Origin of the sequence: Streptomyces cyanogenus (genome assembly GCF_017526105.1) — a bacterium.
Classification (GTDB): Bacteria; Actinomycetota; Actinomycetes; order Streptomycetales; family Streptomycetaceae; genus Streptomyces; species Streptomyces cyanogenus.
This window is the reverse complement of the sequence record NZ_CP071839.1, coordinates 2,838,882-2,854,201: the sequence shown is the minus strand read 5'-3', so window position 1 is coordinate 2,854,201 and position 15,320 is coordinate 2,838,882. Positions and strand designations below refer to the sequence as shown.

Sequence of the window (15,320 nt, the reverse complement as noted above, 5' to 3'; positions counted from 1 at the left end):
ACAGGTTCCTGCCGGCTGCTGTCTCGAAAAAGTTCGCCGAATCCGCCGGCCGGGGCAACGGTCCGGGCGGCCCATGGACTCCTTTGAATATCTAGGAGGTGCCCATGGGGGACGGGAAGCAGACTCGGAACGATGAGTTCCAGAGCTTCGTGGTCGGCCGCTGGCCGCGGTTGATGCGTACGGCATTTCTCCTCACGGGGGAGCAGCACGCCGCGGAGGACCTGGTCCAGTCGACGCTCGAACGGGTCTACGCGGCCTGGCGCCGGGTCGGCGCCGCCGACGACCCGGAGGCGTACGTACGGCGGGTGATGATCAACGCGCATGCGCGCAGACACCGACGGAGGCTCCGGGAGTTCCTGGCGCCGAAGGACGACTCCGGCCTGGTGCGCGAGGTGGCCGACACGGGGGACCGGATGGCCCAGGCCGACGACCGCAGCGCCCTGCTCCAGGCGCTCGCCCAACTTCCCCTGCGGCAGCGGGAGGCGGTCGTCCTGCGCTACTGGGAGGACCTGACGGAGACGCAGGCGGCGGAGGCGATGGGCTGCTCGGTGGGCACGGTGAAGAGCAACGCGGCCAAGGGGATCGCGAAACTCCGCGCCATACCGGGACTGGCCGACATGGTGACGTACGGAGGGCGGAAGTGATGAGCGCGGACCAGGAGAAGCACGACATGACACACGCGGACATCGCGCTCCTGCTCGCCGACGCGGCGGACGAGGTCGAGATCGGCATACCCCCGGTCCAGGCCGTCATCCGCGGTGGCCGGCGCCGCAAGGCGCGGCGCTGGGCGGTGGCGGCGGCCACGGCCCTGGTGCTGGCGGGCTCGACGGGGGCGACGCTGGCCTTCGGCGGGCTGCCCGGGGAGCGCGCCGGCCGGACGACGCCGATGGCGCCCGGCCCGGCGTCCGCCGAGGAGAGACACGTGTACCACCCGCAGCAGACCGAGCTGGCGCGGGGGACCGAGCACGGCAAGGAGTGGCAGGTCTGGGTCCAGGTGTGGGGCGCGCCGCGTGACAGGAAGGAGGCGGACGGGCAGTTCGACGCCATGAAGCGGATGGGTCTGGGGCCGTCGGTGGACAAGGCCGCCGACCTGGTCGGCAAGACCTCGTACTTCTCGATGCGGTCCTACGGCGACGGCCTGTCCCTGGTGGTCATGTTCGACACGCACAAGAGGATCGACCGCCTCTCGGGCACCGACCTCCAGTCCGCAGCCGTCAGCTTGGATGAGGTCAGCCCCACGGCTCCCGAACGGCTGGTGGTCGGGCATGTGGCGAAGACCGCCCGGGAGGTCACCTGCCGCTGGAAGGACGGCAGATCCACCGTGGCCCCGCTGGAGGGCCCCGCGCCCGCCGCCCATGACGGCACCTCGCTGATCCGCCCGGTGGCCGGCTATCCGGGCGGGAACTGGTTCGTGTGCCTCGGCCCCGAGGGGACGAGCTTCAAGGACGCCGAGGTGACGAAGTGACCCGCCGCGGGCGCGGCCCGGCTCACAGCCAGCCCTGCTGCCGGGCCTCCCGGACCGCCTCCGCCCGGTTGCGGGTGCCGGTCTTTCCGATCGCGGAGGAGAGGTAGTTGCGGACGGTGGACTCCGACAGGTGGAGCTTCCCGGCGATGTCGGCGACGGTCGCCCCGTCCACCGACGCCTGGAGCACCTCGCACTCGCGGGCCGTCAGCGGATTCGGCCCGGCGCTGAGCGCGGCGGCGGCCAGCGCCGGATCGACCACGGTCTCCCCGGTGAGCACCCGCCGGATCGCCGTGGCCAGTTCCTCCACCGGCCCGTCCTTGACGAGGAAGCCGGCCGCACCGGCCTCCATGGCCCGGCGCAGATAGCCGGGCCGGCCGAAGGTGGTGAGGATCAGCACCCGGCAGTCGGGCGCCTGGTCCCGCAGCTCGGCCGCCGCGTCCAGCCCGCTCCTGCCCGGCAGTTCGATGTCCAGCAGGGCCACGTCCGGCCGGTGCGTGAACACGGCGTCCACGATGCCGTCCCCCGTCGCCAGCTGGGCCACGACCTCGATGTCCTCCTCCATGCCGAGCAGCAGGGCGAGAGCGCCACGCATCATGCCCTGGTCCTCGGCGAGCAGCACCCGGATGCACTTGGCGGGCCGGCGGTCCCGGGGCATCTCGTTCATGGAGCCAGATTACGGCGGCGCGCAGGCGGGGGAGCCGGCCGGTGAGCAGGCGGTCATCGCGTTCGGGGGCTGCTGCCGGGCCGCCCGGAGCACGTCCGGCTGCTGCCGGAAGAGGCGGGCTGCTCCCCGCCGTTGCCCGGGGCACCGCACGGCCGGTGGAAATTCGCTGTCCGCGCGGCCGGGGGAGGCGGAGACTCGTCCCATGGCTGACATGACGGGGTTCCGGGAAGCGGTCACCGCGTGGGCGGCCGGGGGGCCCGAGCACCCCGCGCGGGAGCTGGCCGCGCGGCTGTCGGTCCGGACGGTCGTCCTGCTGGAAGGGCCGAGCGACGCCGCGGCGATCGGCGCGCTGGCCGCACGGCGCGGCCGGGACCTGGCGGCCGAGGGGGTCTGCGTCCTGTCGATGGGCGGGGCGATGAACGTCGGGCGTTTCGCCCGCCTCCTCGGGCCGCCCGGGCTGGACCTGCGCCTCACGGGGCTGTGCGACGAGCGTGAGCGCGGCTACTACGCCCGCGGCTGGGAGCGGGCCGGTGCGGCACCGCACGGGGTCTTCGTCTGCGCCGCCGACCTGGAGGACGAGCTGATCCGGGCGCTGGGCGTGACCCGGGTGGCCGAGCTGGTCCGGGCCGAGGGCGACCTGCGCGCCCTGGAGACCTTCCTGCGCCAGCCCGCGCAGCAGGGCCGCAGCCCCCAGCAGCAGGTGCGGCGCTTCCTCGGCACGAAGAAGGGGCGCAAGATCCACTACGGCCGCGTCCTGGTCGAGGCGCTCGACCCCGCCCGCGTCCCGGCTCCGCTCGACGGACTGCTCGCCGGCCTGTGAGGGCCTGGCCGTGAGGAGCCGGCCGTAAGGACTCGGCATGGCCCGGTGCGGCGGGGCCGACGCCGTCGCCCGCAGACCGGCAGCAGTGGCACCGGCACCTCGTTCGCCTCGTACCACCACCCGACGAGGTACCTGCGCCACTACGACCACGAGCTGTGCAGCGAGCAACGGCGGATCCGGCGCCTTCGACAGGGCCACGTCCCGGGCGAACGATGTCAGCCTGGCGGTCGGTTCGCCCCGGGCGCCGTAGCCGCCGGTGACACCGGCTCCGCACCGCCGGCCGGGAGGTCGGCGATGACGGTGAAGCCGCCGCGCGGCGCCGGGCCGGCCGTGAGGGAGCCGCCCGCCGCCGCGAGGCGCTCGGTCAGCCCCTTCAGCCCGGTACCGCCGGCACCCCCGCCGGTGCCGGTTCCCCTGCCGTCGTCCGTGACCGTGAGCCGGACCCGTTCGGCGGCCCCCTCCACGGTGATCTCGCAGCGGCTCGCGCGGCTGTGCCGGACGACGTTGGTGACCGCCTCGCGCACCACCCAGCCGAGCAGCGCCTCCGTCTGCGGGGCGAGCGGCGCCCCGGACTGGCGGACCACCGGCTGCACGCTCGCCGCGGACAGCGCCGACCGGGCCCGGGTCAGCTCGGTGGCCAGGCTGCCCTCGCGGTACCCGGTCACCGCCTCCCGGATCTCGGTGAGCGCCTGCCGGCCCACCGACTCGATGTCCGAGATCTGCGCCAGCGCCGCGGCCAGATCACGCGGGGCCAGCCGACGGGCCGCCTCCGACTTCACCACGACCACCGACAGCGTGTGCCCGAGCAGATCGTGCAGATCGCGGGAGAAGCGCAGCCGCTCCTGCTCCACCGCGCGGCGGGCCAGTTCCTCGCGGGCGGCCCGCAGTTCCCGTACGGCCTCGGACAGGCTGAGGATCGCCGCGGTCACCATGGTGGAGATGAAGGTGCCGTAGGCCATGGTCGTCGCGTTCGCCCAGTCGTCGCGCAGGGCGGAGACGGCACCCGCGTGCACCGCCAGCAGGGTGCCGGTGCGGCCCAGCCACGGCCCGCGCAGGACCGCGCCGGTGGCCAGGCCCAGCAGCGGGAAGAACATCAGCCAGCTGCCGCCGTAGCCGAGGGCGAGGCCCGTGGTGAGCAGGGCGAGCAGGGCGAGCGCCACCCGGGTGGCCGCCGACTCCCGCTTGGCCCGGTCGAAGGCACGGAAGATGACGTAGACGTAGAGGGAGTTGAAGGCCAGCAGGCCCAGGCCGCCGAACCACGGGTTCGGGGTTCTGCCCTGGAGCAGGTGGGAGAAGGAGCCCATGCCCATCAGCAGCCAGGGCAGCAGGGAGAACCCGGTCGGCGGCGGGCCCGGATGGTCCGTGGCGGCGGGGTCCGCGCCGCCCCGCCGGGCGGCCCGGAACCGTCGCATCTCCGCCCGCCAGGCCGGCCGTTCCCGCTGCCCGGCCGCCGCCTGGCAGCGCAGTCTCCGCCACCACGGCGTCCCGGTGTTCCCCCGTGTCATCTCGATCCCCCGTTCGAACGCCCCCGCCCGGCGGCGGGAGGGCAGCACAGCCTACGAGTCGAACGGTACGAAACCGGGCCCCGCCCCCGGCAGGCACACATGTACGGAACCGGACGGGACACATGTCACAGCCCCGCCGCCGAAGCTGACACGGCGTCAGGAGCCTTCACAACTGCGGAGCGCTGGGCTATACAGAGGGCGCCGGACTGGAACGCGTTCTAGGTCCGCACGTGGACGACCTCGGTGCGGCCGACGGTGCGGACGTCCGCACCGAGGTCTTGAGACCCGTCAGGAGCCCCATGCCCATCGACGCAGCCCAGGCCCTCGCCGCCGAACCCCGCTCCGGTGAGATCGGCTGGACCGCCAAGGACGTCCAGCTCTACCACCTCGGCATCGGCGCGGGTGCCAACCCGGACAAGGACAGCCCCGCCACCGACCCGGACGAACTGCGCTACACCCTGGAAACCCGGCTGCACGTCCTGCCGAGCTTCGCCACCGTCGCGGGCGGCGGCAAGCCCGGGGTGACCGGCGGACTGTCCATGCCGGGGGTCGACGTCGACCTGGCCAGGGTCCTGCACGGCGGCCAGAGCCTGACCCTGCACCGGCCGCTCCCGGTCGCCGGCACCGCCACCGCCACCGGCCGGATCGCCGCCGTGTACGACAAGGGCAAGGCCGCCGTCCTGGTCATGCGGACGGAAGTCGCCGACGCCGACGGCCCGTTGTGGACCAACGACGCCCAGATCTTCGTACGCGGCGAGGGCGGCTGGGGCGGCGACCGCGGACCCTCCGCCCGCCTGGACCCGCCCACCGGCGACCCCGACCGGACCGTCGACCGGCCCGTCCGCGCCGACCAGGCCCTCCTCTACCGCCTCTCCGGCGACTACAACCCCCTGCACGCCGACCCCGAGTTCGCCAAGCTCGCCGGTTTCGACAAGCCGATCCTGCACGGCCTGTGCACCTACGGCATCACCCTCAAGGCGGTCGTGGACACGCTGTTCGGCGGCGACGTGACCCGGGTGCGCGGCTACAGCACCCGGTTCGCCGGGGTCGTGTTCCCGGGGGAGACCCTGCGCGTCCGGATGTGGCGCGAGGAGGGGCGGGTGCGGGTCACGGTGGGGGCCGTGGAGCGCGGGGACGCTCCGGTGCTCGCCGACACCATCGTTCAGCACTCCTGAGAAGCCTGTGAGGGGAGCCGCACCATGCGCGCAGCCGTACTGCACGAGATCGGCCGGGAGAAGCTGGAGGTCCTCGACGACGTCGAGGCGGTGGGCTTCGGCCCCGGCAAGGTGAGGGTCCGGGTGCGCGCCACCGGACTGTGCCACTCGGACCTGTCCGCGATGAACGGCGTGCTGCCCCAGCCGGCCCCCTTCGTGCCCGGCCACGAGGGCGCCGGCGAGGTCCTCGACGTGGGCGACGGCGTACGGCACCTGAAGCCCGGGGACCGGGTCGTCCTGTGCTGGCTGCCGGCCTGCGGTGCCTGTCCCGCCTGCAAGCGCGGGCAGACCCAGCTCTGCCTGGCCGGGTTCGTGAACGCGGGCACCCCCAACTTCCGGCGCGCCGGCGGCGACCTGTTCGGTTTCGCGGGCACCGGCACCTTCGCCGAGGAGGTCGTGGTCGACGCGGGCTGCGCCGTGCCGATCCCCGAGGACGTGCCCTTCGACATCGCCGCCCTGATCGGCTGCGGGGTGACCACCGGCCTCGGCGCCGCCCTCAACACCGCCGACGTGGCCCCCGGTTCGTCGGTCGCCGTCATCGGGTGCGGAGGCGTCGGCATCTCCGCCGTACAGGGGGCGCGGCTGAAGGGAGCCGCCGAGATCGTCGCCGTCGACCCGGTCGCCTCCCGGCGCGAGTCGGCTCTCACGTTCGGTGCCACCAGGGCTGTCTCGCCCGAGGAACTGGCCGACGCCAAGCAGCAGGTGACCGGCGGCGAGGGCTTCGACTACGTCTTCGAGGTCGTCGGCAGGTCCGCCACCGCCCGCACCGCCTACGACAACACCCGGCGCGGCGGCACCCTCGTCGTGGTCGGCGCCGGCGCCATGGACGACTTCCTCCAGCTCAACATGTTCGAGCTGTTCTTCGACGAGAAGCGCATCCTGCCGTCCATGTACGGCGGCGGGGACGTGCTGCGCTCCTACGAGCGCACGATCGCCCTGTGGCGGGCCGGCCGCGTCGATCTCGCGAACCTCATCACCCACCGGGTGCCGCTCTCCGGGATCAACGAGGCACTGGACCAGATGCGCACCGGGACCGCCCTGCGCACCTGCATCGAGATCTGAGGAAGCCTCATGTCACTGCCACTCGCGGGCCTCTCCGCGATCGTCACCGGCGCCGGACGCGGGCTCGGCCGGGCCGAGGCCCTGGAACTCGCCCGGCTCGGCGCGGCGGTCGTCGTCAACGACCACGGGCAGCCCGGCCGGGACGGCTCCGGTGCCGCGTCGGCGGGGCCCGCCGAACAGGTCGTGGCGCAGATCCGGAAGGCCGGCGGCACCGCCGTACCGCACACCGGCGACGTCTCCGACTTCCGGCAGGCAGGGGAACTGGTCGAGTCGGCGATCGCCGAGTTCGGCAAGCTGGACATCCTCGTCAACAACGCCGGCATCCTGCGCGACCGCATGGTCTTCTCCATGACGGAGGACGAGTGGGACGCGGTGATCCGTGTCCACCTCAAAGGCCACTTCAACACCACCCGCTTCGCCGCCGCGCACTGGCGGGATCGGGCCAAGGCGGCCGGGGGAACGGTGTACGGACGGATCGTGAACACCTCCTCGGAGGCGTTCCTGGCCGGGTCCGCCGGCCAGCCCAACTACGCGGCGGCGAAAGGCGGAATCGTCGGCCTGACCACCTCCACCGCCCTGGCCCTCGCCAAGTACGGCGTCACGGCCAACGCCATCTGCCCGCGCGCCCGGACCCGGATGACCGAGGACGTCTTCGCGGGCCTGCGAAAACCGGAGGAGGGGCTGGACCCGCTCGCTCCCGAGCATGTCGCCCCGCTCGTCGGCTACCTGGCCTCACCGGCCGCCGCCTCGGTCAACGGCCAGCTGCTCGTCGTCCACGGCGGCATGGTGGCCGTGATGGAACGGCCGCGGGTGCGGGCCCGGTTCGACAGCAAGCAGGAGGCCTTCACCCACGACGAACTGGACGCGCTGCTCACCCCGCACTACGCGGACCGGCCGCCGGGGGAGACCTTCGCGGCGGCGGAGGTGCTGGGGCTCAGGCGGGGGCGAGACGAAGGGGATTAGGCGAAGGGGGCAAGGCGCAAGGCACCCCGGCCGCAAGACGCAGGGGGGGCAAGGCAAAGGGGGCGCCCGCCGGGCGGGCGCCCCCTCGTCTTCACTGCTGTCAGGCAGCCGCCTCGACCTTCTCCTGGACCGGCTTGCGGTGCCGGCCGTGCGGAGTCGTGTCGCTCTCCTGGGCCGCGACCGGGCCGCGGTGCCGGCCGTGGCCGGCGGCCTGGGAAGAGTCGGCAGACAGCTGCTCAGTCGTGCTGGTGTCGCTCATCGGACGTATTCACCCCGTCAACCATGATCTTTCGTACAGCCGGGCGAGTCTAACCGGCACACCACGGCCCGAATCCAGGCGCACACGCCGACCGGCACTAGTTCGTTACAAGACGTCCCAGAGGGGCTTGTTGCAAGGGCACCGGCCGGGTCGCGGACCGTACCGGAGGCTCCGGTTCCGCAGCCGGCGGGGCCGGCTCGGGTGCCCGGTCGGCGTCGCTCTCCCGGGCGGGACCCGCCGGTGCCGTCAGGTCCGCCACCCCGCACGGCGTCGCCTCCGTCGCGTACGGCAGCCGCAGCACCCCCTCCCGGGTCCACACCCCGGCCCCCGCCAGCCAGCCCTGGGGTGCCGGAAGGTGCCGGACCCGGCGCTCGGCCGGCCGCCAGGTGCCCACCCAGGTGCCGAACGCGCCGTCGACCCTTAGGCCCACCGCGCAGTTCTCCGGCATCAGCGCCTGCCCCGGCTGGATCGCGAACGGGGTCACCGCGCACTCCGGCAGCCGCAGACACTCCGGGAACCGCACCGGCAGGGTGCTGCCGAGCACACCCCAGCCCAATCGTTCCTGCCCGGGGCAGGGCGCGTCGGAGGAGATCAGCACCAGGCCGCTGTCCGGGTCGGCGAGCAGCAGCCGGTCGTCACTGCCCTCCGTGATCTGCAGCAGCGGCGAGACCTCCCCGCGCTCGAGGTCCACCACCACGGTCTTGGTGCGCCCGCCCAGCTCCCGGTCGAGCGCCAGCAGCCGCCCGGTGCCGTCCAGCCAGACCCCGCCCGAGCAGCGCCCCGGCACCTCGGCGAGCCGCTCGGGGCCGGACGCCCCGCCCGCCACCCGCCACACCGCGGCGGAGCGCGGCCCGACGGCGAGGGCGTACGCGCGCACGCCCCCCGGCGCCGGCGGCAGCAGGGTGAGCCGGGTGCCGGGCTCGGGGCACTCCACCGCGCCCAGCGGCAGCTCGCCGGTGCCGGGCCCGGTCGGGTACAGCAGCGCGAAGGCGTGCCGCCGCTCCACCAGCCGGTGGATCAGCACCCGCCCGTCCCCCATCGGCTGCACCTCGGTGCCGGGCTCCTCCGGCTGGTTGCCGGGCAGCGGTACCGCGTACGGTTCCGGGCCGTCCAGGGTCCAGCGCTCCGGGAACCAGGAGTCCCCGTCCCGGGCGAGCCGGGCGGCGTACGCGCCGTCCGCCGTGATCGCGCACCCCGCTCCCGGCGCGCCGTCGGCCCCGTCCGTGGACGGCGGTTCGATAGCACAGACCGTCATCGTTCGGTCACCTCCGGCGACGAAGCTAGTTTTCGTACGGAAGGGCGGGGGCCTCCTGCCTCCCGCTTCACACGTACGGGTGGCGCAGAAGCGATTCACCTGAGGAAACCGGGGCGTGTGTGCTGACCCTGGACAGACCGGACGCTTGCGGTACAGCCCCGCCGAGCAGCCAGGTAGCCTTGGGCCGTGCCCCGTCTGTCTGAAGTCATCGCCGCGCTGGAGAACCTGTGGCCCGCCGAGCGGGCCGAGTCCTGGGACGCGGTCGGCACGGTGGTGGGCGACCCCGACCAGGAGGTCGGCCGGGTCCTGTTCGCCGTCGACCCCGTGCAGGAGATCGTCGACGAGGCCGTGAAGCTCGGCGCCGACCTGCTCGTCACCCACCACCCGCTCTACCTGCGCGGGACGACCACGGTCGCGGCCACGCACTTCAAGGGCCGGGTCGTGCACACCCTCATCAAGAACGACATCGCGCTGCACGTCGCCCACACCAACGCCGACACCGCCGACCCGGGTGTCTCCGACGCCCTCGCGGGAGCCCTCGACCTCCGCGTCGTACGGCCCCTCGTGCCGGACCCCACCGACCCGCACGGGTGCCGGGGCCTCGGCCGCGTCTGCGAACTCGACCACCCCCTCACCGTCCGCGAACTGGCCGCCCGCGTCGCCGAGCGGCTGCCCGCCACCGCGCAGGGCATCCGGGTGGCCGGCGACCCCGACGCCGTCGTCCGTACGGTCGCCGTCAGCGGCGGCTCCGGCGACAGCCTCTTCGACCAGGTCCGCGCGTCCGGCGTCGACGCCTTCCTCACCGCCGACCTGCGCCACCACCCGGCGTCCGAGGCGGTGGCGCACAGTCCCCTCGCGCTGCTCGACGCGGCGCACTGGGCCACCGAGTGGCCCTGGTGCGAGCTGGCCGCGAGCCAGCTCGACGAGATCTCCGACCGCCACGGCTGGGACCTGCGTGTCCACGTCTCCAGGACGGTCACCGACCCCTGGACCGCCCACGCGGCGTCCATCGCCCCCTCTAGCTAACAGGAGCCCCCAACTGAACGCCGCGCCCGCCGACCAGATCCGCCTCCTCGACGTCCAGGCCCTCGACGTCCGCCTGCAGCAGCTCGCGCACAAGCGGAGGTCCCTGCCCGAGCACGCCGAGATCGAGTCGCTGACGAAGGACCTGACGCAGCTGCGCGACCTGCTGGTGGCCGCGCAGACCGAGGAGAGCGACTGCGCCCGCGAGCAGACCAAGGCCGAGCAGGACGTGGACCAGGTGCGCCAGCGCGCCACCCGCGACCAGCAGCGCCTGGACTCCGGCGCGGTCACCTCGCCCAAGGACCTGTCCAACCTCCAGCACGAGATCGCCTCCCTCGCCAAGCGGCAGGGCGACCTGGAGGACGTCGTCCTGGAGGTCATGGAGCGCCGCGAGGCCGCGCAGGAGCGGGTGAACGAGCTGACCGGGCGGGTCGCCTCCGTGCAGTCGAAGATCGACGACGCGACCGGCCGCCGGGACGCGGCGTTCGAGGAGATCGACGGCGAGGCGGCCTCGGTGACGAAGGAGCGCGAGGTCATCGCCGCGTCCGTCCCCGCCGACCTGCTCAAGCTGTACGACAAGCTGCGCGCCCAGCAGGGCGGCATCGGCGCGGCCAAGCTGTACGCCCGCACCTGCCAGGGCTGCCGGCAGGAGCTGGCCATCACCGAGCTGAACGAGATCCGCGCGGCGGCCCCGGACACGGTGGTCCGCTGCGAGAACTGCCGCCGCATCCTGGTGCGTACGGCGGAGTCGGGTCTGTAGTCAAGGGGTGGGGCGGGTGCGGGAGTTCATCGTCGAGGCCGACGGGGGATCGCGGGGCAACCCCGGGCCCGCCGGCTACGGGGCCGTGGTCCGCGACGCGGCGACGGGGCAGACCCTGACGGAGGCGGCCGAGTACCTCGGCGTCGCCACGAACAACGTCGCCGAGTACCGCGGCCTGCTGGCCGGCCTCCGCGCCGCCCACGCGCTCGACCCCGCCGCGCGGGTCCACGTCCGCATGGACTCCAAGCTCGTCGTCGAGCAGATGTCGGGCCGCTGGAAGATCAAGCACCCCGACATGAAGCCGCTGGCCATGGAGGCGAGGTCGGTCTTCCCGCCGGACCAGGTCACGTACGAGTGGATCCCGCGCGAGCAGAACAAGCACGCGGACCGCCTGGCGAACGAGGCCATGGACGCGGGGGCGAAGGGCCGGCAGTGGTCCCCGTCCGAGTCCCGCGCGGCCTTGGACACCCCGCCCGCCGTCCCCGAGCCGTCGGGCCCGCCCGGGGACGCGGCGGCGGGTGCGGCGAAGGCCCGCGCGGCGCTGGCGGAGGGCCGGACCGACGGTCAGGGGAGGCCGGTGGCGGCTCCGGCCGGGGACGACGTCGAAGCGGAGGCGGTACGGCAGACGGAGGCCGCCGCAGCGGCACCCCGCGGCGAGCAGCGCCTCCCCAGCACCCCCGGCTGGAGCGCCGCCCCCGACCTCGGCGCCCCCGCCACGCTCGTCCTCCTCCGGCACGGCGAGACCCCGCTGACCCCCCAGAAGCGTTTCTCCGGCAGCGGCGGCAGCGACCCCTCGCTCTCGGTCGCCGGCCGGGAACAGGCGCACCGGGTCGCGGAGGCGCTCGCCCGGCGCGGCACGATCCAGGCCGTCGTCGCCTCCCCCCTCGCCCGCACCCGCGAGACCGCCGGCATCGTCGCCGCCCGGCTGGACCTGGACGTCACGCTGGAGGACGGTCTGCGCGAGACGGACTTCGGCGCGTGGGAGGGCCTGACCTTCGGCGAGGTCCGCGAGCGCCACCCGGACGACCTGAACGCCTGGCTCGCCGACCCGGAGGCCCACCCCACCGGCGGCGGCGAGAGCTTCGCCGAGACGGCCGCCCGCATCGCCGCCACCCGGGACAAGCTGGTCGCGGCCCACGCGGGCCGTACCGTCCTATTGGTCACGCACGTGACCCCGATCAAGACCCTCGTCCGGCTCGCCCTCGGCGCCCCGCCGGAGTCGCTGTTCCGGATGGAGCTCTCGGCGGCCTCGCTGTCGGCGGTGGCGTACTACGCGGACGGCAACGCGAGCGTACGGCTGTTCAACGACACCTCTCACCTGCGTCCCTGAGCCCGGCCGCCGCCCGCGCCAGCCGCTCGATCCGGCCCCAGTCCCCGGCGGCCACCGCCTCCGCCGGGAGCATCCAGCTCCCGCCCACGCAGCCGACGTTGGGCAGGGCCAGGTAGTCCGGCGCGGTCTGCGGGCCGATCCCGCCCGTGGGGCAGAACCGGGCCTGCGGCAACGGCCCCGCGAGCGACCTCAGATACGCCGTACCGCCCGCCGCCTGTGCCGGGAAGAACTTCAACTCCCGCACCCCGCGCTCCAGCAGGGCGACCACCTCCGAGGTGGTCGACACCCCGGGCAGGAACGGCACCCCGGACCCGCGCATCGCCGCCAGCAGCGCCTCCGTCCAGCCGGGACTGACCAGGAACCGCGCCCCGGCCGCCGTACAGGCGTCCACCTGCTCCGGTGTGATCACCGTGCCCGCCCCGACCACGGCCTGCGGAACCTCCCCGGCGATCGCCCGGATCGCGTCCAGGGCCGCCGGGGTCCGCAGGGTCACCTCGATCGCGGGCAGCCCGCCCGCCACCAGCGCCCGCGCGAGCGGTACGGCGTCGGTGGCGTCGGTGAGGACCACGACGGGCACGACGGGGGCGAGATCCAGTACGGAGGCAGCCGGGGAGGAGGGCAGCGGCGAGGTCATGCCCTCATCGTGCACAGGGTCTGCATCACCCGCAATGAGCGTTGCGCATGCTGCAATGAATGGGCGAGGGGCTCAGTGGATCTCCTCCACCAGCACGTCCAGCGCCCACGCCTTGCCCGGCTTCCCGGGAGCCTCCGCCTCCACGGCGTACCCCAGGTCCCGCAGCGCCGTCACCAGCTCGGCGGGGTCCTTCGGCGCGGTCCCGGCGGTCAGCAGGCTGCGGACGATCCGGCCCTTGGTCGCCTTGTTGAAGTGGCTGACGACCTTCCGGGTCGGCGCGTGCAGCACCCGTACCGTCGCCGTCCGCCCGGCCACCTCGCCCCTGGGCCGCCAGGCCGCCGCGTACGCCGAGGACCTGAGGTCCAGGACCAGTCCCGCTCCGGCCGCCTCCGGCAGCACCTCGGCCATCGGCGCCCGCCAGTGCCCGGCCAGCGCGCCGAGCCCGGGCAGCTTGACGCCCATCGAGCAGCGGTAGGAGGGGATCCGGTCCGTCACCCGCACGGCGCCCCACAGCCCGGAGAACACCAGCAGCGAGTCCGCCGCGCGCCGACGGGCGTCCGCGTCCAGCGTGGCCAGGCCCAGGGCGTCGTAGAGCACACCGGTGTAGATCTCCCCGGCGGGCCGGGTGCCGGCCGTGCGCAGCCCCGCGTTCTTCGCGACCTCGCCCCGCAGGCCCTCGCTCAGCCCGAGCACCTCGCGGGCCTTCTCCTCGTCGCCGGAGCACAGCTCCACCAGCTCCCCGAGCACGGCCTCCCGGGCGGCGGTCAGCCCCGGCAGGGACAGCGACAGGGGCTCCAGCGGGGCGCCCTCGCCCGGGTTCGCCTTGCCTTCGGAGGGCGGCAGCAGGACCAGCAACACGTACTCCTTACGTAGACCTCCGCGCCAGGGTACGGCGTACCGCCCGCCCGCCCGGCCTCGCCCGCGCCCGCCGGCAGCCCCGCCGTGGGACACATGTCACCGCAACCGGACCGGGGACGGCGAAGGCGCTGGTCACCGGGGGGTGAGCGCCCGGACCAGCCCGTCGGTGTCGTCCGCGTACAGCCGCACCACGCCCACCTGCCTGCCGCGGCCGAGCAGGTTCGTGTGCACCACCGGCTCGGCGAGTTCGAGCGTCACCGTGGTCCGGGAGCCGACGGCCAGGTCGAGCGTGCCCTCGGCCGGCTCGTGCGTGGCCCGGCTCTCGCGCCGTACGGCGGCGATCGCGGTCAGCGGGATCCGCAGGTCGACGTGGGCGCCGTACCGCACGCGCAGCGCGTCCGGGGTGAGTACGTGCGGGCGGACCGCACAGGCCGCGTGCAGGGCGACCACGAACAGCACCGTGTAGCCGTCCAGGACGAGCATCACGTCGTGCGCCACGGGCTGGTCGCGGAGCATGACCGCGACACCGGCCGTCTCGATCAGGCAGACGAAGGCCAGCGCCGGCATCGTCGCACCCTGCCCGCGCGCGTACCCGAAGGCCCGCCCGCCGGCGGTGCCGTGGGTGCGCCGGGTCAGCCACAGCGCCAGGCCGGCGAGCAGCCGCAGCTCGTGCCGGGCCAGCCGGTACACCGTCGTCATCCCTCCTCCTCCGTCTCCTCCGTCAGGATCTTCAGCGCACGTCGGACCACCTCGGCCTGGGCCGGGCGGAGGTCGGCGTACAAGGCGTTCAACAGGGCGTTGGCCGCGACGGGTTGGCCAGGTGTCAGCAGTTCGCGCGGTACGCAGTCGGCCAGGGCGCGCGCCGCCCCTGCCACGCGCGGGTCGTCCGGGCCGGCGTCCGCCAGCGAGTCCAGCAGGGCGTACGCCTGCCGGGAGCGCGCCACCGTGTCCGGATCCTCCAGGGCGCCGCGCAGCGCGGAGAGCAGCCGCTCCCGCTCCCGCGGTGGCGCCGCACCGTCGACCAGGGCCAGGAACTCCCGGTCCCTGGCGGCCATGGGGGAGTCCCCGGCGGGCAGCGCGGCCAGCAGAGCGGCCAGTTGCGGCGAGACGGGGCCCTCGGCGGGCAGCTCCCCGGCGTCCAGCAGGACATGCAGCCGCTGCCGGCGCTCCCGGATCTCCGCCTCCTGCCGGGCCAGGTCCTCCTCCAGCTCGGTCAGCACCTCGGCGAGGTCCTTGCCGGCGTCGTCGGCGAGCACGTCCCGCACCTCCGTGAGACCCAGGCCCAGCTCGGTCAGGCGCCGGATGCGGGCGAGGACGACGGCGTGGCGCAGGGTGTAGCGCCGGTAGCCGTTGGGCCGGCGCTCGGGCTCGGGCAGCAGACCCAGATGGTGGTAGTGCCGCACCGTGCGCGTCGTGACACCGACGACGGCGGCGAGTTCTCCGATTCGCATGGGCCCAGTACAGACGTTGACGTCGCGTCGGGGTCAAGCGGCGGCCCGGCGACGGCA

Annotated in this window: 17 protein-coding genes; 9 read left to right on the top strand and 8 right to left on the bottom strand. The window is 74.2% G+C overall.

Annotated elements, in window-relative coordinates; translation table 11 throughout:
• Nucleotides 1-104: 104 nt before the first annotated feature.
• Together S1361_RS12790 and S1361_RS12785 are read left to right on the top strand one after the other, a co-directional pair.
• On the top strand, nt 105-644 hold the full coding sequence (locus S1361_RS12790; protein ID WP_208031980.1) for a SigE family RNA polymerase sigma factor: 540 nt from the start codon (nt 105-107) through the stop codon (nt 642-644).
• Entirely contained in the window at nt 644-1,465 is an 822-nt protein-coding gene (locus S1361_RS12785; protein ID WP_341829312.1) for a hypothetical protein, read from the top strand. Before S1361_RS12790 ends, S1361_RS12785 begins: the two co-directional genes overlap by 1 nt.
• A gap of 22 nt (nt 1,466-1,487) precedes the next feature.
• Here S1361_RS12785 and S1361_RS12780 read toward each other — a convergent pair whose 3' ends face one another.
• The gene (locus tag S1361_RS12780; protein WP_208031978.1) at nt 1,488-2,129 is read right to left on the bottom strand and encodes a response regulator transcription factor; all 642 of its coding nucleotides are present in this window, start codon (nt 2,127-2,129) and stop codon (nt 1,488-1,490) included.
• Between the two features lie 202 nt (nt 2,130-2,331).
• Between S1361_RS12780 and S1361_RS12775 the strand changes: the two genes are divergently transcribed.
• Nucleotides 2,332-2,949, top strand: coding sequence for a TOPRIM nucleotidyl transferase/hydrolase domain-containing protein (locus S1361_RS12775; RefSeq protein ID WP_208031977.1), 618 nt, complete (start codon nt 2,332-2,334; stop codon nt 2,947-2,949).
• A gap of 215 nt (nt 2,950-3,164) precedes the next feature.
• Here the strand turns inward: S1361_RS12775 and S1361_RS12765 are convergent, their stop codons facing one another.
• The gene (locus tag S1361_RS12765) at nt 3,165-4,454 is read right to left on the bottom strand and encodes a sensor histidine kinase (protein ID WP_208031976.1); all 1,290 of its coding nucleotides are present in this window, start codon (nt 4,452-4,454) and stop codon (nt 3,165-3,167) included.
• Between the two features lie 299 nt (nt 4,455-4,753).
• On the opposite strand from S1361_RS12765, the gene S1361_RS12760 reads away from it, so the two are divergent.
• The 3 genes from S1361_RS12760 to S1361_RS12750 are packed head-to-tail and all read left to right on the top strand — an operon-like array spanning nt 4,754 to nt 7,693.
• Nucleotides 4,754-5,629: a MaoC/PaaZ C-terminal domain-containing protein gene (locus S1361_RS12760; protein ID WP_208031975.1), complete on the top strand. Its 876-nt coding sequence runs from the start codon at nt 4,754-4,756 to the stop codon at nt 5,627-5,629.
• Between the two features lie 24 nt (nt 5,630-5,653).
• Complete coding sequence (locus S1361_RS12755; RefSeq protein WP_208031974.1) at nt 5,654-6,730, top strand: Zn-dependent alcohol dehydrogenase; 1,077 nt, start codon at nt 5,654-5,656, stop codon at nt 6,728-6,730.
• Between the two features lie 9 nt (nt 6,731-6,739).
• Nucleotides 6,740-7,693: a 3-oxoacyl-ACP reductase gene (locus S1361_RS12750; RefSeq protein ID WP_208031973.1), complete on the top strand. Its 954-nt coding sequence runs from the start codon at nt 6,740-6,742 to the stop codon at nt 7,691-7,693.
• Between the two features lie 100 nt (nt 7,694-7,793).
• On the opposite strand, the gene S1361_RS12745 is transcribed toward S1361_RS12750, so the two are convergent.
• A complete protein-coding gene (locus S1361_RS12745; protein ID WP_208031972.1) occupies nt 7,794-7,952 on the bottom strand; it encodes a hypothetical protein in 159 nt (52 codons plus the stop codon).
• A 97-nt stretch (nt 7,953-8,049) separates the two neighbouring features.
• Nucleotides 8,050-9,207, bottom strand: a complete 1,158-nt coding sequence (locus tag S1361_RS12740) for a hypothetical protein (RefSeq protein WP_208031971.1) — start codon at nt 9,205-9,207, stop codon at nt 8,050-8,052.
• A 186-nt stretch (nt 9,208-9,393) separates the two neighbouring features.
• On the opposite strand from S1361_RS12740, the gene S1361_RS12735 reads away from it, so the two are divergent.
• From S1361_RS12735 to S1361_RS12725, 3 genes are read left to right on the top strand one after another with little or no spacing between them, the layout of a single operon-like run.
• Nucleotides 9,394-10,233, top strand: coding sequence for a Nif3-like dinuclear metal center hexameric protein (locus S1361_RS12735; RefSeq protein WP_208031970.1), 840 nt, complete (start codon nt 9,394-9,396; stop codon nt 10,231-10,233).
• 13 nt (nt 10,234-10,246) lie between these two features.
• Nucleotides 10,247-10,990 (top strand): zinc ribbon domain-containing protein, encoded by a 744-nt coding sequence (locus tag S1361_RS12730; RefSeq protein WP_208036571.1) that lies wholly within the window; start codon nt 10,247-10,249, stop codon nt 10,988-10,990.
• Between the two features lie 16 nt (nt 10,991-11,006).
• The gene (locus S1361_RS12725) at nt 11,007-12,320 is read left to right on the top strand and encodes a bifunctional RNase H/acid phosphatase (RefSeq protein WP_208031969.1); all 1,314 of its coding nucleotides are present in this window, start codon (nt 11,007-11,009) and stop codon (nt 12,318-12,320) included.
• Here S1361_RS12725 and eda read toward each other — a convergent pair.
• The 4 genes from eda to S1361_RS12705 all read right to left on the bottom strand — a co-directional run bounded on the left by eda (nt 12,292) and on the right by S1361_RS12705 (nt 15,263).
• Complete coding sequence (gene eda, locus S1361_RS12720) at nt 12,292-12,954, bottom strand: bifunctional 4-hydroxy-2-oxoglutarate aldolase/2-dehydro-3-deoxy-phosphogluconate aldolase (RefSeq protein WP_208031968.1); 663 nt, start codon at nt 12,952-12,954, stop codon at nt 12,292-12,294. The genes S1361_RS12725 and eda overlap by 29 nt on opposite strands.
• Before the next feature lie 72 nt (nt 12,955-13,026).
• The gene (yaaA, locus tag S1361_RS12715; protein WP_208031967.1) at nt 13,027-13,809 is read right to left on the bottom strand and encodes a peroxide stress protein YaaA; all 783 of its coding nucleotides are present in this window, start codon (nt 13,807-13,809) and stop codon (nt 13,027-13,029) included.
• A gap of 135 nt (nt 13,810-13,944) precedes the next feature.
• Entirely contained in the window at nt 13,945-14,511 is a 567-nt protein-coding gene (locus S1361_RS12710; RefSeq protein ID WP_208031966.1) for a hypothetical protein, read from the bottom strand.
• The gene (locus S1361_RS12705; protein WP_208031965.1) at nt 14,508-15,263 is read right to left on the bottom strand and encodes a MerR family transcriptional regulator; all 756 of its coding nucleotides are present in this window, start codon (nt 15,261-15,263) and stop codon (nt 14,508-14,510) included. Before S1361_RS12705 ends, S1361_RS12710 begins: the two co-directional genes overlap by 4 nt.
• Nucleotides 15,264-15,320 lie beyond the last annotated feature (57 nt).